The organism is Streptomyces sp. B1I3, assembly GCF_030816615.1.
In the GTDB taxonomy this organism is placed as follows: domain Bacteria; phylum Actinomycetota; class Actinomycetes; order Streptomycetales; family Streptomycetaceae; genus Streptomyces.
On the sequence record NZ_JAUSYD010000001.1, the window covers coordinates 7,085,676 to 7,103,276 of the forward strand.

Genomic DNA, 17,601 nt, shown 5'->3' on the forward strand with positions numbered 1-17,601 from the left:
GCGCACGGAGGTGTCAGTTGCCCGTGCCCGTCCTGCCCCAGTCGGGTCCCGCTGCGGCCCAGGCCCTGTCGAGTCGGACGTACCGCTGTTGCATCATGCGCCATACGGCCAGCCTGCGGGCGGTTTCCACCAGACCTGCTGCGAGCAGCGTCGCACCGATGCCCGCCAGCACCGCGTGGGTCCGGGCGGTGGAGGTGTCCATGGGGCGCAGCGCGGGGCTGCCCCGGTCGTCGGTCCAGACGCGTATCCGGTCGCCGGGAGCGGTGGCCGGGGAGGCCGTCGACACCCTGCCCTGGCGGGCGGAGCCGTCGGGAGCCTTCCAGGCCGCCACCACGGAGGTGCGCGTGGTGTCTCCCGCGACCGCGGACTCGGGGTCCTGGGCGAAGCGCGACGCCCCCGAGGGCTCCCGCACCACGACGGCCTCGGTGACGTGCCGATGCGCGCGCTGCGCGCGTGCCACCTTGTGGAGGGCGTCGTCGGTGAGTGATCCGCACAGCCACCCGAGCGCCGGGGCCGCCAGCAGCATCAGGAGGAGGGCGGCCAGCGCCGCCCCTGCCTCGTGACGGTCGGTGGGCCGGCACAGGGGATTGTGCCGCCAACGCCGGATTCCCAGAAGCGCTCGCACCGTCATGCACCCCCTTCCGTGTCCGTCATAGCCCGATACGGCACCGGTATACGCGCGGGAGCGGCAAAGAGAGAGCAACCTCACGCCGCCGATGCCCCCTACGCGTCCCAACGCGCGTCCACGGCCCATGAGTTCCCCGGCCCTCGGGACCCCGGGATCCGGGCATACGGGACCGGGGTCCTCGGGCAGCGGCGTCCAGAACCGGGGCGGTCAGGCCAGGACCCGCACCGGGTCCCCCACCCGGATCACGCCCGGGCCGTCAGGGATCAGGTTCTGCCCGAACAGCAGGTGCTTCCCGGACCGCCGGTGGCGGGCGAGCGTGTGCAACGGCTCCTTGCCCCGCTCCGCCGTCCGCTGGTCGGTCGTGGTGACGACGCAGCGGCCGGACGGCTTCACCACACGGAAGACGACCTCCCCGATCGCTATCCGCCGCCATGCGTCCTCGGCCCAGGGCGCCGTGCCGTCCACGACCACGTTCGGCCGGAAGCGGTTCATCGGCAGCGGGCCCTCGTCCGGGTGCCCGCCCTGCTCGATCAGCGAGTTGAGGGCGTCCAGCGAGGCGCACGTGGTGAGGAGCAGGGGGAAACCGTCGGCGAAGGAGACGGTCTCGCCGGGGCGGGCGAACACCGGGTCGATGTGCCTGCGGTGCGACGGCGCGTCGAGATGGACGAGCCGGACCTCCGCCCCGAGGCGGGCACCGAACCAGGCGTGGGCGGTCTCGGCGGCCTCCACGACCTCGACCTCGCGCCTGAAGAGATCCGCGACCAGGGTGCGGACCGGATCGGGCACCTCCACGGTCAGCGGTGTGCTTCCGGGCGCGGACAGGGTCACCCCGCCGCCCGGCAGGGGCTGGGCGGACAGCCGTGCCAGTCGCGGCTCCTGACGCTGTGTGACGGCCCTGGCCTCGCTGTCGATCAGCATCCAGCGACGGTCGCCGCCGAGTCCCCATGGCTCGACGGCGGCCTCCTCGACCGGGTACGCGGCCAGCGCTTTGACCGGATGGACGCGGACGTCCCTGAGTACGGGGGAGTTCATGCGTCCATACTGTCAGCCACCGCTCACGACGAGCTCTCGCGTCGGCTCAGTACCCCCGGCCCTGGTACGGGCGGTTGTACGGGTCCTCGTACGGCGACTGCGCGGGCGTGGGCCTCGGCGCGGCCGGACGCATCGCCTCGTACCCCGTGCCGGGCCGCTGCTGCTGCTGGGGCTGCGGCTGGTAGCCGCGGGGCGCGGCCGGCTGCTGGGGGATGTACGGCGCCGGCGCGTGCTGCAGCTGTGCGGGCTGCATCATCGGTGCCTGCTGCATTCCCGCGTTCTGGTACTGCGGCTGCTGCGCCATCTGCTGCGGGTAGCCGTAGGACCCGGTGGGCTGGGACGGGGCGGCGGGCAGCGCCGGGAGCGCCGACTGCAGGGCCGGCAGGTAGCTGTTGCCGGTGTCGTAGGCGGCCGGGACCCGGATCGGTGCGATCTGAGGGGTACCCCGCTCGGCGACCAGGGAGTCGTAGATCGGGGTGTCGGGGAACGACGGCGCGGCGTAGTAGCCGCTGCCGTAGGTGGAGCGGGGGGAGGTCATGACACATAAGTTAAGCCCACGATGTGCTGGTTGGGGAGCCCGATAAGAGGGTTGTTTCACGTGTTGTGTGCGAACCTCGTTCCCCAATGCGAGCGAACTTGGCAAAAAGGGGCACCGAACGCCCCTGTGATCGTGTAAAGACCGAGTTCACAGGGGGTTACCGGCGGATCGCCGACAGCTGTCCCGTCAGGACTGTGGGCTTCCCGGCGGAGCGGGGATTAGGTTGGCGGGAAACTCTCCGGCCGGCCGGACTCGAGATGGGGGCGAGCATGACCATGCAAAAGGGAACCAATGTCGCGGTGCCGGCTCCGGCCGTGCGGGTCGAATTGGGCTGGCGCACCACTCCGGGGGCGCCGGACGTGGATGCCTCCGCGCTCCTCCTCGTGTCGGGAAAGGTGCGCAGCGACGCGGACTTCGTCTTTTACAACCAGCCGGCCCACGCGTCCGGTGCTGTGCGCCACGAAGGGAAGCGGACCACGGCGGACAGCGTGACGGACGCCCTCGCGGTCGACTTCTCCCGCATGGAATCCGCCATCGACCGCATCGTCGTCGCGGCCTCGGCGGACGGCGGCACCTTCGGCCAGGTGGCCGGTCTGTACGTACGGGTCGTGGACGCGGCGGACGGATCGGAGCTCGCCCGCTTCGAGAGCGCGGACGCCACGGTCGAGACCGCGTTCATCCTCGGGGAGCTCTACCTGCGCCAGGGCGCCTGGAAGTTCCGGGCCGTGGGGCAGGGGTACGACACCGGGCTGGAAGGCCTCGCGACGGACTTCGGTATCTCCGTCGACGAACCGCAGCAGCAGGCACCGCAGCCGCCCGCCGGGCGGACGCGGCCGCCGCGGCCGGCACCGGCACCTCCCACCGGACCCCAGGCCGCTCCCGCCCAGCAGCCCGCACCCCCGGTGGCGCCCCTCGCCGCGCCGCCGGTAAGGCTCACCAAGATCACTCTCACGAAGGAAACCCCTTCCGTCTCGTTGACGAAACAGGGCGGTACGTCAGGAGCGCTGCGCGTCAATCTCAACTGGGAAGTGCGCAAACAGTTCAAGGGCTGGGGCGCGAAACTCGGGCGGGCGGCCGCCATGCACGCCGACCTCGATCTCGATCTCTGCGCGCTGTACGAACTCACGGACGGAAGCAAGGGAGTTGTGCAGGCTCTGGGAAACGCCTTCGGCTCTCTCGGCCGGCCGCCCTATATCCACCTCGACGGGGACGACCGCACCGGCGCCCTCTCCACGGGCGAGAACCTCACCGTCGACCTGGACCACAAGGACCGGCTGCGCCGTGTTCTGATCTTCGTGACCATCTACGAAGGCGCCCGGAGTTTCGCCGATCTGCACGCCACCGTGACGCTTCAGCCGCAGAACGGTGCGGCGATCGACTTCTCCCTCGACGAATGCACGGTGCCCTCCACCGTATGCGCGCTCGCACTGATCACCAACGACGGCCACGACCTCACCGTTCAGCGCGAGGCCCGCTATCTCGTCCCCCAGCGCGGAGTGAGCCCGCAGCGGACCATCGACGCCGCCTACGGCTGGGGCATGGACTGGACCCCCGGCCGCAAGTGAACCGCCCTCCGGCCGGGCAGAGGGTTCCGGCCGGTCTCAGGACTCCGGTGCGGCCTCCGGACGAGGGTACGTACGCCCCTTCCAGGCCGCGCCGCGGCCCCTGTGGTGCTGGACGGCGGAGTCCACCGTCATCAGCAGGTAGAGCACGGCGGTGAACGGCAGCAGCGGCGCCAGCCACAGCGACTGCCGGTAGTACCCGAGCATCGGCATGTACGTCCCCGCCATCACCGCCCACGCCGCGCCGCCCGCCCATGCCGCCGACGCGTCGCCCGCCAGCAGCCCGGTGACGAGGGTGACGGGCGGTGCGACGTAGACGAGCCCCAGCCCCAGGACGGTCCCCAGCAGCAGCGCCGGGCTGTGCCGCAGCTGCGCGTACGCACTGCGCGAAACCATCCGCCACAGGTCTCCCAGCCCGGGGTACGGCCGGACGCTGTCCACCCGATCCGCGAGTCCCAGCCAGATCCGCCCGCCGCTGCGCCGCACCGCGCGCGCCAGCGACACGTCGTCGATCACCGCCTGGCGGATGGAGTCGGGGATCCCGGCCCGCTCTGCGGCCCCGGCCCGCAGCAGTACGCAGCCGCCCGCCGCCGCCACCGTCCGGGACTTCTCGCGGTTCACCCGGCGGAAGGGGTAGAGCTGCCCGAAGAAGTAGACGAAGGCCGGCACGACCAGCCGCTCCCAGGTGCTCGTCACCCTGAGCCGGGCCATCTGCGACACCAGGTCGAAGCCCTTCTCGCCCGTGGGCCCGGCCGCGGCCACGAGCTCCCGCAGACTGTCCGGTTCGTGGGCGATGTCGGCGTCCGTCAGCAGGAGGAACTCGGGCTTCCGCCGCCGGGCCAGCGCGATCCCGTGCCGCAGGGCCCAGAGCTTGCCCGTCCAGCCCGGCTCCGGCTCACCCGGCGTCACCACCGTCAGCGGCAGTCCTCCGTGCCGTACGGACATCGCGCGGGCGAGGTCCCCGGTGCCGTCGGCGCTGCAGTCGTCGACCAGGATGATCTCCGCGTCCCCCGGATAGTCCTGGGCGAGCAGTGAAGGAAGGCTGGCCGGCAGCACCCCGGCCTCGTCCCGCGCGGGCACGATCACTGCCACCGAGGGCCAGCGCCCCGGGTCGGCGCGGTCCGGCAGCCGCTGGTCGGTCCGCCAGAAGAACCCCTGCCCCAGCAGCAGCCACACCCACACGACCAGCGAACCGACGGCGATCCAGGCAACGGCGCTCATTCGCCGAAGTCTGCCCCACTCCGGCGGGGCCGCGAGGGCAGTCGACTATGGTGACCGGGTGAAGATCGCACTCATGGATTCGGGAATCGGCCTCCTCGCGGCCGCGGCTGCGGTGCGCCGTCTGCGGCCCGACGCCGATCTGGTGCTGTCGTCCGATCCGGGATCGATGCCCTGGGGACCGCGTGCGCCCGAGGACGTGACCCGCCGCGCCCTCGCCGTCGCGCGTGCCGCCGCGGACCACGGCCCGGAAGCCCTGATCGTCGCGTGCAACACCGCGTCCGTCCACGCCCTGCCTGCCCTGCGGGCCGAGCTGGAGCCGGGTCTGCCGGTCATCGGCACGGTGCCGGCGATCAAGCCGGCCGCTGCCGGCGGCGGCCCCGTCGCCATCTGGGCCACCCCGGCCACCACCGGGAGCCCCTACCAGCGCGGACTGATCCGCGAATTCGCCGGCTCCGTGGGCGTGACCGAGGTGCCCTGCCCCGGGCTCGCCGACGCCGTGGAGCACGCCGACGGGGCGGCGATCGACCGTGCCGTCGCCGCCGCGGCCGCCCTCACCCCGCCCGAGGTGACGCACATCGTCCTCGGCTGCACCCACTACGAACTGGTTGCCGAGCGCATCCGTACCGCCGTACGCCGGCCCGGCCGCCCGCCGGCCGTCCTGTACGGCTCCGCCGAGGCGGTCGCCGCACAGGCGCTGCGCCGCATCGGTATCGCACCCGCTCCGTCGGCCCAACCGCTCGGCACCCTCGCGGTCCTCCACGGCGGACGGCCCACCGGCCTGCCGGAAGCCGCTCTGGCCTATGCCGAGGGCCTCCTCCTCAAGGCCGTCAGCCCGGCGCTCTGACCCGCCCGGCCGCTCCGGTGTGTCCCCGGCGCCCCTCCCGGAGACACGGAACGTGGGTACGCTGCTGGGCATGACGGACCACCCCGGCAACGCGCGGCACGGTTCGAGCCAGGCCCCGACCATGGTCTGGACGGGCCGGGCCACCAACCGTTTCCAGTGGCTGCTCGCGGCCGCGGGAGCGGGATGCCTGGCGCTCGGTATCGAACTCGCCGTCGATTCGGCGTGGACCAACGGGATCGCCCCGCTGCTCATGTCCGTCATCGGCTGTCTCGCCGCCGGTCTGCTGATCCTGTTCGGCACCCTCGCCTTCGTCCACGTGGCGGTCAAGGTCGACGGTGACGCCCTCGAGGTGCGCTGCGGCCACATCGGGCTGCCCCGGCGGCGGATCCTGCTCACCCATGTCGTGGGCGCGGACTTCGCTCCCCAGGTCACTCCGCGCCAATGGGGTGGCTGGGGCTACCGCTGGCGCCCCGAGCAGGGCACCGCGGTGGTCGTACGCCGGGGCGAAGCCCTTGTCCTGAGACTGGGGGACGGCCGGACCTTCACCGTCACGGTGGACGACGCCGAGGCGGCCGTGCGGTTCATCCGCGACCGGCTTCACCTGCCGGCCCCGACCAGGAAGTCCGCGGGCCCCTCGAGCACCTGAACGGCGGCCACCCGGCGGCGGCCACGCACGAGCGTTTTCGTACAGCCGCCCCGGGCACCGACCGCCCCGCCACCCGCGTGCCGGGGACGCCTGGCACGCCCCGGCCTCCCCCGGCCGGCCCGGCGACCGGAGTGGCTGCCACCCGCACAGCCGGCCACCGTAGACTCCGGCAGGTGAGCGCCACCATCACCACCGTCGAGCCGCCGTCCGCCCCCGCGCCCCGCGGCCGTAAGCCGTGGCAGCGGCTCGTCCGGCCGGCCGCAGCCGTGCTCTCCGGCGCACTGCTCTACGCGAGCTTCCCGCCCCGGCCTCTGTGGTGGCTGGTCCTGCCCGGCTTCGCACTCCTGGGCTGGGTCCTGTCCGCCCGCAGACTGCGGGCCGCGCTGGGCCTCGGCCTCCTGGCGGGCCTCGGTTTCATGCTCCCGCTGCTCCACTGGACGGGCGAGGAGGTCGGCCCGGTCCCGTGGCTCGCGCTCGCCTTCGCCGAGGCCCTGTTCATCGCCGTGGGCTGCGTGGGCATAGCCGCGGTCTCCCGCCTCGCGTACTGGCCCGTGTGGGCCGCTGCCGTCTGGACCCTGGACGAGGCGGTCCGCGCCCGCGTCCCGTTCGGCGGCTTCCCCTGGGGCAAGATCGCCTTCGGACAGGCCGACAGTGTGTTCCTGCCGATCGCCGCGCTCGGCGGCACGCCACTGCTGTCCTTCGCCGTGGTGCTGTGCGGCTTCGGGCTCCTGGCGGTCGTGCGCCAGGTCCGTGCGTACCGCGCGACCGGCACCGTCGCCCGCACCGCTGTGGTGGCGGCGGTCGTCACCGTCGCGGCCCCCGTCGTGGCGGCACTCGCCTCCCTCCCGCTCGTCGACGACTCGGCCGAGGAGGGCACCGCCACCGTGGCCGCGATCCAGGGCAACGTGCCGCGCCTGGGGCTCGACTTCAACTCCCAGCGCCGCGCGGTCCTGGACAACCACGCCGCCCGTACGGAGCAGCTCGCACGGGACGTCCGGGCGGGCAAGGCGCCCCAGCCCGACTTCGTCCTGTGGCCGGAGAACTCCTCCGACCTCGACCCGTACCGCAACCCCGACGCCCGGGAGGTGATCGACAAGGCCGTGCGGGCCATCGGCGTCCCCACCGTCATCGGCGCCGTCCTGACACCCGACACGGGGGATCTCCGTAACACCCTGATCCAGTGGGACCCGGAGAGCGGCCCCGTCGACACGTACGACAAGCGGCACATCCAGCCGTTCGGCGAGTACATGCCGATGCGGTCGTTCGTACGCCTCTTCAGCAAGGACGTCGACCGGGTGCAGCGGGACTTCGGGTCCGGGAGCAAGGTCGGCGTGTTCGACCTGGCGGGCACCGAGGTCGGGTTCGTCACCTGCTACGAGGCCGCGTTCGACGACGCCGTACGGGACACCGTCGAGCACGGTGGCCGGCTGATCGCCGTCCCGAGCAACAACGCGACCTTCGGGCGCAGCGAGATGACCTACCAGCAGCTGGCGATGTCCCAGGTACGGGCGGTCGAGCACGGCCGCTCCGTCGTCGTACCCGTCACCAGCGGGGTCAGCGCCGTCATCCGGCCGGACGGCACGATCGTGCGTAAGACCGCGATGTTCACCCCGGACGCCCTGGTCGACGAGGTGCCGCTGCGCTCCTCGCTCACGCCCGCCACCCGGCTGGGAGCCCTGCCCGAAGGCCTCCTCGCGCTGGTCGCCGTCGCCGGGCTCGGCTGGGTGACCATCCGGTCCGTACGCACCAGGAAGGACCGGAGGACGGGGCCGGGGGACGTCCCGGCGGCCACGTAGGCTCGTCGCATGTCTACTCCCGACTTCATCCGAGCCATCCGCGCGACCGCGGGTCACCAGTTGCTCCTGCTGCCGGGCGTCACCGCGATCGTGTTCGACGACGAGGGGCGCGTGCTGCTCGGCCGACGGTCCGACACCGGGAAGTGGTCGGTCATCGGAGGCATCTCCGAGCCGGGGGAGGAGCCGGCGGCGACGGCGGAGCGTGAGGTGTACGAGGAGACGGCCGTGCGCTGCGTCGCCGAGCGGGTCGTGCTCACCCAGGCCCTGAAGCCGGTGCAGTACGCCAACGGGGACCGGTGCCAGTACCTCGACGTCACCTTCCGCTGCCGGGCGACCGGCGGAGAGGCAAGGGTGAACGACGACGAGTCGCTGGAAGTGGCGTGGTTCTCCGTGGACGCCCTTCCGCCGCTCAGTGAGTTCTCGCTGTTCCGGATCAAGCAGTCCCTCAACGACGGGCCCACCTGGTTCGAGCCGACACCGCGCGCCTGAGCGGGGTCCGCTGAGCGTGGGGCGGGCCTGGCTCCGCCCGTGGGCGGAGTCAGGCCCGTGCGCGTGGACGGTCCCTCAGACCGTGCGGGCGTCCGAAGGCAGCGTGGCCCGGTCCCCGGCGCCCTCCGGCCCTTCGGTGCCGGCCTGGGGACCGGCGGCCGTCCCGAGATCCGAGAGGTCCCGGTGCCTGGTCTCCTTGGCGCAGACGATCGCCACGACGGTGATCAGGGCGGCGGCTATCACGTACAGCGAGATCGGTGTCGAACTGCCGAAGTCGGCGAGCAGTGCGGTGGCGATGAGCGGGGCGGGCGCCCCCGCCGCTACCGACGAGAACTGCGCGCCGATCGACGCCCCCGAGTAGCGCATCCGCGTCGCGAACATCTCCGCGAAGAACGCTGCCTGCGGGGCGTACATGGCGCCGTGGAAGATCAGCCCCACGGTGACGGCGAGCAGCAGGCTGCCGAAGCTCCGGCTGTCGATCAGCGCGAAGAACGGGAACATCCACAGACCCACGCCGACCGCCCCGACCAGATACACCGGCCTTCGCCCCACCCGGTCGGACAGCGCACCCCACAGCGGGATCACGGCGAAGTGCACGGCGGAGGCGATGAGTACGGCGTTGAGCGCCGTCTGCTTGCTCAGATCCGCCGATGTCGTCGCGTACACGAGGATGAACGCGGTGATCACGTAGTAGCTGATGTTCTCGGCCATCCGCGCGCCCATGGCGATGAGCACGTCCCGCCAGTGATGACGCAGGACGGCCACCAGCGGCATTTTCTCGTCGGGTTCGGAGGCGGCCTTGCGCTCCTGGGCCTGGGCCAGCGCCGCCTTGAACACAGGTGATTCGTCGACAGAGAGACGAATCCACAGACCGAGGACCACCAGTACACCGGAGAGGAGGAAGGGGATGCGCCAGCCCCACGCCTCGAAGGTGGACTCGGACATGAGCGCGGTGAGCGCGGACAGCACCCCGGTCGCCAGCAACTGCCCGGCAGGGGCCCCTGTCTGAGGCCACGACGCCCAGAACCCGCGCCGCCGGGCGTCCCCGTGCTCCGACACCAGCAGGACGGCTCCGCCCCATTCGCCCCCGAGGGCGAAACCCTGGATGAGCCGCAGGACGGTGAGCAGGACGGGGGCGGCGGCTCCGACGGTGGCGTGCGTCGGCAGGAGCCCGATGGCGAACGTGGCACCACCCATCATCAACAGGCTCAGCACCAGCAGCTTCTTGCGCCCGAGCCGGTCGCCGTAATGACCGAAGACCAGGGCCCCTAGGGGGCGCGCCGCGAAGCCGACCGCATAGGTGAGGAAGGAGAGAAGGGTTCCGACGAGCGGGTCGGAGTCGGGGAAGAACAGCTTGTTGAAGACCAGCGCTGCAGCCGATCCGTAGAGGAAGAAGTCGTACCACTCCACGGTGGTCCCGACGAGGCTCGCGGCGACGATGCGGCGGAGGTTGGACGGGGGTGGGGGAGCGGTTGCGGGGGCGGCCATGGATACCACTTCCGGACAGTTGGCGGGGACGTTGCTGTGTCGCCATACCGTAGGAAGGGGCAGGTCAGGGGCGTATGTGGTGGGACACCATAGTTCGGGTGACAGGTGTGCGGGCGGGCGCTACGAGGAGGTGGTCCGGGGGCGATCATGCCGCGCCTGGAGGGCCGGGAAGGGTCTGTCCGCCGAGTGGTGCGGGGCAGAGATGGCGTCGGGGAACGTTCAGTTCGTCATCCGGTACTTTCCGCTTGCCCGTTGCCCGTTGCCCGGTCCAGCGAACTGACGTGACGGCGCGAGGTGCCCTCTGAGTCCTCTCAGCGGCACGCCTCTGTGTTCCTTCAGCGGCACGTTCGCGCGACGCGGGCGCGCGCGGTCGGGGGAGCCCGCGAAGGCGACGGTGGTGTTGGTTTCCCCGCTGCAGAAGCCGGGCAGCCGGCGCCGCCTATGCGTTGTCGCTGGGGGAGGTGTCCTCGCCGTACGGCCTCCGCAAGGGGCTCAGGCCATGCGCCGTATCCAGATGATGAGCAGGCATGCGCCGGCCAGCACTGCGCCGAGCGCTGCGGCCTTTCGTGCCTGCGGCGCCCGTGTGTCGCCGGGCATGAGATCGCGGGCACGGTCGAAGGCGCTGAGAGGGACGCCGAGGACGGCGTTGCCGGGAGGCCGACGGGGCACGGCTGGGTGCGGGTGGGTGGGGGCTGTCCGGCGCACGCTTTCCCACGCCGCCCCCAGGCGGCGCAGACGCCGGATGGTCAGGGACTGCTGCAGGCGCGGCAGCAGCAGGTCCTCCTCGTCCCGGACGTCCTGGCGGATCAGAGAAAAGGCCCGCCTCACCGTCTCCTCGTGCTTCGGGTCCCCAGGCCCCATGCGCTCCATCTCTGCGATCAGATCGTTGATCTCCTGATGCTCCTTCTCCACACGGGAAGTGAGCTCATGGCCGTCAGGCGACAGGCGACGGAGCACAGGCCAGAGCACGACCTCTTCGGCGAAGGCATGGCTGAACGTGAGCCGAACGATGGCTTCGAGCCGCCTCTGCCGCTGGTCCGGCGCTCCCTCGCCGGACTCGTGGAGCTTCATCAGGCGATCGAGCTCGGCGTGGTCGCGCCGCTGCCGCACCAGGACACTGCCGCCGCCTCCTAGTTGCCGAACGCTTTGATCGGATATGGAGATCGTTCCGCTCTCTTCCGCAGCCATATGTCGATTTTCTACCTTTGCCGACGCTTCTGCCTGTTCGTCATCGGATTCCTCGGTCGGGATCGGATCCCCGGCCTGCTCGGAGGGGCGGCTGCCGGGCGTGGCTTCATCGGCGGGGCGGTTCTGCCTGCCGGCTCAGGGCGCCGGTGCGCTCACTGATCGTTGACGGACGGGTCGAGCCGCACGACGTGTGCCCGGCAATCCTGGTCGGCAGGGGTGCCTGGGGGCGTTCCGGAGCGCACCGGCCCGGTGAGGCGTGCCGGTCGCCCGGTGGAACGCACCGGCCCGGTGAGGCGTGCCGGTCAGGTGGAACGCACCGGTCCGGTGGTCACGGCCGGACACGCGGCGCGGCCCGGTACGACGTCCGCAAGGGACTTCGCACCGGGCCGCCGTACGTCCGAAGGCCGCTCAGATCCGCAGGAGCTGCTCCCCGGCGTCACGGTAGCGCTGCAGCGCCACCCGCAGTTCCTCGGTCCGGGTCTCACTGTCCTGGCCCTGCCAGCCCGCGCGCAGCTCACGCCTGCGCTCCTCGAGTGCCTGCGTCAGATCCGCCACGATCCGGTCGAAGGCGCTGTCGGCCTCCTCGACGGCATGGCGCGGGTTCTCCACGAAGTCGGTGACGGCCTGCTGCATGCGCAGTGACAGGGCGTCCCGCCCCTCGGGGGGCAGGAGGGACAGGCCGGTGTGCCTGCCCTCGGCCGCGTCCGCAGGCCGGCCACCCGCCGGGGCGGGGGCGGCGGCGGAGGCGGCATCCCGGCCGGTGGCCTCCGTGCCGGGCATCCGGACCCCGCTCCGCTCCGGCCCCGTGGAGTGCTGCGATCCGGGCGGGGCGGTGTGCGGCGTGCCCGGTTCCGGGGCCATGGTGTGCCGCTCCTGCTCCGGGGTCTTCGCCGGCGGCACGGCCTGCGGGAGTCCGCCGGTGGGGCGGGGCTGCGTGGCGTGCCGCGTTTCCGGCGCGGGCCGGGACTCCTCGTCGGCGGGCAGTCCGAAGCGTTCGGTGTTGTGCGTCATGCCGTCGTCCTTCCGTCGGTCCCGTGCCGGCCCGTCTTCCCGTGTCCCGGGTGGACGTGCTCGGCGGGCGTGTCTCCGAGCAGTACGTCGAACAGCGCTCGCGCCTCGACCAGCGCCTCGCGCAGTTCCTCCGTGCTGCTCCGGTCGCGCACCGCACTGTGCACCTTGCGGTATCCGTCGATCTGCTCGGCATGGTGCACGGAGAGTGCGGCCGTCTGCTCCTCGAAGCCGGCGCCGTCCGGGAAGCCGCGGTCACGGGCCAGCCGCGCCAGCAGCGCGTCGGCCTCGGCGACCGCCTCCACGGGCGAGTCGATGAAGGTCTCCTGGATGATCGCCCAGCGACCGGCGTAGGCCTCGCGCGCCTCGGGGCTCAGCGGCCGCTCGTGCAAGGAGCCGTGCAGCCTCACCCGCTCGGCGAGCTCGTGCTCGGCGGCCTTCGTGTCCCCGCCGTGCCGGGCGACCGTGCGCTCGTACTCGGGTCCGAAGCGGCGGCGCAGGCCCTGGCCCCCGCCTTTCCGGGCACGGATGAGGAAGTACGCGATTGCTGCCAGCAGGACGACGGCAACGATGATCACCACGGTCGTCGTCATGACAGGCGCTCCTGTCGGTCGGCGGTCGATGCGTCGTGCAGTGCCACGGTCGTCAACTCCTCTCGGATCAGGGCCCGGCCGAAGCTCTTGCCCGGCGGTGCGCAAGCTGCGTGTACCCCCTTTCGCTCGTTCATGCCAGGAGCTGCCCGGTTTGTGGGAGCCCGGAAAGAGCCGGACCACCTCGGACGTGGAGGTGCCCTCCCGCGTGCGGCTCGGGCGGGAGGGCACCTACTCGACGCCCGCCTGTACAGGACAGGACAGGACAGGACAGGTTGGTCAGGCGTCCGCTGCGCTGCCGCGGACCACGCAGGAGCGGCTGCTCTCCCATCCCCAGCCGTCGCCGTCAGGGTCGGAGGAACCGCTCGCGCAGTACGGGTATCCGTTCGGGGCGGTGCCGCCGTTGCCGGCCGCGTCCGCTGCGCTGCCGCGGACCACGCAGGAGCGGCTGCTCTCCCATCCCCAGCCGTCGCCGTCAGGGTCGGAGGAACCGCTCGCGCAGTACGGGTATCCGTTCGGGGCCGTGCCGTCGTTGCCGTTGACGCCGCCGTACACGGTCGCGCGCTCGGACGTGGTGGAGATGCCGTTGCTGCCGTTGAAGAGGCGGTTGCCCCACCTGGTGAACGAACCGGCGTCGAAGCCGTTGACCATGTCCAGGTACTCGACTCCGCCGCCGTTCCCGCTCCAGGACCAGCCGAGGTACCCCACCCGCAGGGACCGGGCGGTTGCCATGATGGCGTCCTCGTCCGGGTTGCCGTCGCTGTGCTGATCACCGAACTCGCCCACGACGATGGGCAGTCGGTTGCCGACGAAGTGGTTCAGGTAACCCTGCACCTCCGCGGCGGTGTCGTAGACCCCGTACATGTGGATCGAGAAGACCGTGTTGCGGTCGGGGTCGGAGTCGAACACGGACGCCGCGTTGTCCCTCATCGTGTTGGACCAGTCCTGCCCCCAGTTGGGGGCGTCCACCATCAGGGCGTGATGGAGGCCGGCGGTGCGCAGTTTGCTGATCGCGTTCTTGGTGGCGCCGGTCCATGCGCTGTGGCCGGTGTTGCCGAAGGGCTCGTTGCCGATGTTGACGACGACGTAGTTCTCCTGGCCCGTCAAGGCGCTCTTGATGCTGATCCAGTAGTCGGCGGCCTTGTCCAGCGAGGCGGCCGCGCTGTCCTCGCCGAAGCCGGTCGTGTCGTGCACTTCCAGTACACAGATCAGTCGGGCGGCCTTGCACCGGTCGATAAGGGAGGACACCTCCGAGGTGCTGGTCCGGGTCCAGCGGTCACCGCTGCTCAGGACGATGCGGACGGTGTTGGCGCCCTTGGCAGCGATATCGGCGATCGAGCCGGTCCTGTCCGGGTACCAGGCGTGGGCGTGGTTCACGCCACGCATCACGAATTCGTTCCCGTTGGCCTCGTACAGGCGTCCGTTGCTGACCCGCAGGCCCGTCGCGGCCTCCGCCTGGGTGGTCGGCCCGAAGACCGACAGCAGAACGCCGACCAGGCCGGCGATCGTCATGGCCACGACCGTGTATCGCGAGTTTCTCGGTGGCAGTTTCATGTCTCTCCTCGAGTGGGGTCGGGATAGCCCGGGGCGGAGCCCGGCTGAGGGGCGGCGGGCAACCGCTTCCCCGGGATGGCGGTGTCGGGGAGCGGCCTGGGCCGGGATGCCCGCACAGGTGGAAGGCGCCGCGTCGGGCGGGCGGCCCGCTGCCGGTGCGGCGGTGGCAGGGACCCTTCTGCAAGAAAACAGACAACGTTGTCACCACCATGCGTGCCAGGGGTAGGGGCTGCCCATGGTGGCGGGTCGGGGCTCGGTGCCGTCGCTGCCTGTCGTGCCTACGCGCCGAACGTGTCCAGGCTCCCGCCGGGGTGCAGCGGGACGTCTGCGTCGCGTCTTTGATGCGTAGGCCGGGTGGCCGCCCCCATATGAGGCACCGAATGTTATTGCCATGTCAATAGATGTGTCGCCGACGTTTCACATTCCGTGAAGGCGTGCCGTTCACCCGAATGCCGCCGGGTGATTCGTTCCCGGAGGTGAGGGCCCATTGAAGCCCTGGAGCGTTCCTGTCGTGACCCTGTTTTTCGATCGGGGCGCCGGTCCCGCGCCTGCTGTGCCGAGCGTGATGGTGAGGGCGTCCGGAGCAGCGGAAATCCGGCATCAGGAGAAGCGGAAACAGCTGCCCGGGGTACACGAGCCCCAACAGCGCTTTACTAAACCATTGCTTGAATGAACAGCAAGAGCTAGACAACGTTGTCAAATGGAGGCACAGTATCGGTCCGGGGCGATCGGGCGCTCCTACCAGGAAAGGGCAGTACGTGATGTACGGAGCACTGGACATCGGCGGCACCAAGATCGCGGGAGCGCTCGTCGACGAGGAAGGGCGCCTCGTCGCCCGGGCCCAGCGCGCGACACCGGCTTCGCGGCCCGCGGGTGATCTGGCGGCGGCGGTTACGGCGGTGCTGGACGAGCTGGCGGCGCACCCCGCCTGGGCGGAACTGTCCTGCATGGGGATCGCGAGCGCAGGGCCGGTCGACACCGCCGCGGGTACGGTCAGCCCGGTCAACATCCCGGGTTGGCGAAGCTTTCCGCTCGTCGAACTGGTGCGGACGCATCCACAGCTGCCGTTCGGGATTCTCCCGGTACTCGTCGGCGACGCCGTCGCCATGACGGCCGCCGAACACTGGCTCGGTGCCGCACGCGGGGTCGGCAACGCGCTCTGCATGGTGGTCTCCACGGGTGTGGGAGGAGGGTTGGTCCTGGACGGGAAGGTGCACGCCGGCCGGACCGGCAACGCCGGGCACATCGGGCACATCAGCGTCGACCTGAACGGCCCCCGCTGCGCCTGTGGGGCGCCGGGCTGCGTCGAGAGCCTCGCGAGCGGGACAGCGATCGCCGCCCATGCCCGGACACTCGGATGGACGCCTCCGCCAGGCACCGCGCCCAACGCGGCGGCGATCGCCGCCGCGGCCCGCTCCGGTGACGCCCGGGCGCTCGCGGCCTACGGGAGGGCGGCACGAGCACTGGCTGCGGCGATAGCCGCGACCGCCGCCCTGGTCGAGCTCGAGCGCGTGGTCATCGGGGGAGGTGTCGCGCAGGCAGGGGACGTCCTGTTCGCTCCGCTCGGCCGGTACATGCACGACTACGCCGTACTCGACTTCACCCGTGGGATCTCCATCGTGCCGGCCGCCCTCGCGCTGGACGCCGGGCTCATCGGAGCCGCTGCCACGGCTTCCGCCCAGGGCGGCGGTCGACCGGAACCGGCATCCGCCCTGTGCCGCTGACGCCGTCACGTGCCATCTCCGTACGGACAGCTCCTTGAAGGAGAAACACCTGTGGATCAGCTCGTCAACGCGATTCGCCCTTACGCCTGGGGCTCAGCCACCGCCCTGCCCGGCCTGATGGGAGTCGAGCCTGACGGCACTCCCCAGGCGGAGCTGTGGATGGGAGCGCATCCGTCGGCGCCGTCACTGGTCGGGCGCCCGGCCGGACCCGCACCCCTGGACGCACTGATCGCGTCCGGGCCGGCTGCCGAGCTGGGAGAGGCCACGCTCCGCAGGTTCGGTCCCCGGTTGCCCTTCCTCCTCAAGCTGCTGGCAGCCGGATCGCCGCTCTCCCTCCAGGCGCATCCGGATCTCGCCCAGGCGGCCGTCGGTTACGAAAGGGAGAACTCCCAGGGCATCCCGCTCGATGCACCGCACCGCAACTACCGGGATGCGAACCACAAGCCGGAGATGATCGTCCCCCTCAGCGGGTTCGAGGCGCTCTGCGGCTTCCGGCCACCTGCGCAGTGCGCCGACCTGCTCGACGCACTCGGTCTGCCCGAACTCGTCCCCCACACCACGGCCCTGCGGCAGGAACCGGAGAAGGCCGCGCTGCGCGCGGTCTTCTCCGCCTTCCTCGCCGCCTCGCGCGGCCTGGTCGGAGCCGTGGCCACGGCAGTGGCACGCGAGGCGCGAGGCGCGGGGCCGCACCGGTCCGCGTTCGCGGCCTACGACGCCATCGCACGATCCCATCCGGGCGACACCGGACTGCTGGCGGCCTTGATGCTGCAGCACGTCCGACTGGTTCCGGGGAGGGGCTGTTCCTCGCGGCGGGCGTCCCGCACGCCTACGTGCAGGGGCTCGGGGTGGAGATCATGGCCACCTCGGACAACGTCCTCAGGTGCGGACTGACCTCCAAGCATGTGGACACGGAGGAGTTGCTGCGCGTGGTGCGGTTCGCCTCTCTTCCCCTGCGCATCCTGCGACCCGCGGAGGGCGGAGGAGAGAAGGTCTATCCGGCTCCGGTGGACGACTTCCGCCTCTCCCGGATCCGTCCCACCGGAGGCCCGGCCGTGCTCCTGGACGGGTCGGCTCCGCAGATCCTCGTCTGTACACGGGGGCGGGCCCGCCTGGGTGGCCCGCAAGGGCCGCTCTCCCTCCGGCCGGGCTGCTCGGCCTTCGTCCCGGCAGGAGAAGAGGTCACTGTGGGCGGTGAGGGAGAGGTGTTCCGGGCCACCGTCGGTCAGGCGCGGGAGCAGCACGGCCGCGTCGCCACCGCTCCGTGAACCGTCACGAAACTTGACCGGTTTCGCA

The 17,601-nt window shown here is 71.5% G+C and carries 15 protein-coding genes and 1 pseudogene; 7 read left to right on the forward strand and 9 right to left on the reverse strand.

Annotated features, from left to right (window positions below; all coding sequences use genetic code 11):
* Positions 1-13: 13 nt before the first annotated feature.
* The 3 genes from QFZ58_RS32235 to QFZ58_RS32245 all read right to left on the reverse strand — a co-directional run bounded on the left by QFZ58_RS32235 (position 14) and on the right by QFZ58_RS32245 (position 2,198).
* Positions 14-631, reverse strand: a complete 618-nt coding sequence (locus QFZ58_RS32235; protein ID WP_307128397.1) for a hypothetical protein — start codon at positions 629-631, stop codon at positions 14-16.
* Positions 632-835: 204 nt separating this feature from the next.
* Positions 836-1,660 carry an MOSC domain-containing protein gene (locus QFZ58_RS32240; protein ID WP_307128398.1) on the reverse strand — a complete coding sequence of 275 codons (825 nt, stop codon included), beginning with the start codon at positions 1,658-1,660 and terminating at the stop codon, positions 836-838.
* A gap of 46 nt (positions 1,661-1,706) precedes the next feature.
* The gene (locus QFZ58_RS32245; protein ID WP_307128399.1) at positions 1,707-2,198 is read right to left on the reverse strand and encodes a DUF6643 family protein; all 492 of its coding nucleotides are present in this window, start codon (positions 2,196-2,198) and stop codon (positions 1,707-1,709) included.
* Positions 2,199-2,455: 257 nt separating this feature from the next.
* Here QFZ58_RS32245 and QFZ58_RS32250 point away from each other — a divergent pair, with 257 nt between their 5' ends.
* A complete protein-coding gene (locus QFZ58_RS32250; protein ID WP_307128400.1) occupies positions 2,456-3,763 on the forward strand; it encodes a TerD family protein in 1,308 nt (435 codons plus the stop codon).
* Between the two features lie 36 nt (positions 3,764-3,799).
* Here QFZ58_RS32250 and QFZ58_RS32255 read toward each other — a convergent pair whose 3' ends face one another.
* The gene (locus QFZ58_RS32255) at positions 3,800-4,981 is read right to left on the reverse strand and encodes a glycosyltransferase (protein ID WP_307128401.1); all 1,182 of its coding nucleotides are present in this window, start codon (positions 4,979-4,981) and stop codon (positions 3,800-3,802) included.
* A gap of 58 nt (positions 4,982-5,039) precedes the next feature.
* On the opposite strand from QFZ58_RS32255, the gene QFZ58_RS32260 reads away from it, so the two are divergent.
* From QFZ58_RS32260 to QFZ58_RS32275, 4 genes are all read left to right on the forward strand, one after another.
* On the forward strand, positions 5,040-5,825 hold the full coding sequence (locus QFZ58_RS32260; protein WP_307128402.1) for a glutamate racemase: 786 nt from the start codon (positions 5,040-5,042) through the stop codon (positions 5,823-5,825).
* A gap of 70 nt (positions 5,826-5,895) precedes the next feature.
* The gene (locus QFZ58_RS32265; RefSeq protein ID WP_307128403.1) at positions 5,896-6,471 is read left to right on the forward strand and encodes a hypothetical protein; all 576 of its coding nucleotides are present in this window, start codon (positions 5,896-5,898) and stop codon (positions 6,469-6,471) included.
* A gap of 173 nt (positions 6,472-6,644) precedes the next feature.
* A complete protein-coding gene (gene lnt / locus QFZ58_RS32270) occupies positions 6,645-8,267 on the forward strand; it encodes an apolipoprotein N-acyltransferase (protein WP_307128404.1) in 1,623 nt (540 codons plus the stop codon).
* A gap of 9 nt (positions 8,268-8,276) precedes the next feature.
* Positions 8,277-8,756 (forward strand): NUDIX domain-containing protein, encoded by a 480-nt coding sequence (locus QFZ58_RS32275; RefSeq protein WP_307128405.1) that lies wholly within the window; start codon positions 8,277-8,279, stop codon positions 8,754-8,756.
* A gap of 75 nt (positions 8,757-8,831) precedes the next feature.
* Here QFZ58_RS32275 and QFZ58_RS32280 read toward each other — a convergent pair whose 3' ends face one another.
* The 5 genes from QFZ58_RS32280 to QFZ58_RS32300 form a co-directional block, all read right to left on the reverse strand.
* Complete coding sequence (locus tag QFZ58_RS32280; RefSeq protein ID WP_307128406.1) at positions 8,832-10,244, reverse strand: MFS transporter; 1,413 nt, start codon at positions 10,242-10,244, stop codon at positions 8,832-8,834.
* Positions 10,245-10,736: 492 nt separating this feature from the next.
* Positions 10,737-11,432, reverse strand: a complete 696-nt coding sequence (locus QFZ58_RS32285) for a hemerythrin domain-containing protein (protein ID WP_307128407.1) — start codon at positions 11,430-11,432, stop codon at positions 10,737-10,739.
* 408 nt (positions 11,433-11,840) lie between these two features.
* Positions 11,841-12,443, reverse strand: a complete 603-nt coding sequence (locus tag QFZ58_RS32290) for a hypothetical protein (protein ID WP_307128408.1) — start codon at positions 12,441-12,443, stop codon at positions 11,841-11,843.
* The gene (locus QFZ58_RS32295) at positions 12,440-13,033 is read right to left on the reverse strand and encodes a hypothetical protein (protein WP_307128409.1); all 594 of its coding nucleotides are present in this window, start codon (positions 13,031-13,033) and stop codon (positions 12,440-12,442) included. The genes QFZ58_RS32290 and QFZ58_RS32295 overlap by 4 nt, the downstream gene beginning before the upstream one ends.
* A gap of 276 nt (positions 13,034-13,309) precedes the next feature.
* Positions 13,310-14,542 (reverse strand): cellulase family glycosylhydrolase, encoded by a 1,233-nt coding sequence (locus QFZ58_RS32300; RefSeq protein ID WP_307128410.1) that lies wholly within the window; start codon positions 14,540-14,542, stop codon positions 13,310-13,312.
* 803 nt (positions 14,543-15,345) lie between these two features.
* On the opposite strand from QFZ58_RS32300, the gene QFZ58_RS32305 reads away from it, so the two are divergent.
* Entirely contained in the window at positions 15,346-16,308 is a 963-nt protein-coding gene (locus tag QFZ58_RS32305; protein WP_307129068.1) for an ROK family protein, read from the forward strand.
* A gap of 51 nt (positions 16,309-16,359) precedes the next feature.
* Positions 16,360-17,573: pseudogene (manA, locus tag QFZ58_RS32310) on the forward strand (mannose-6-phosphate isomerase, class I).
* Positions 17,574-17,601: the final 28 nt, after the last annotated feature.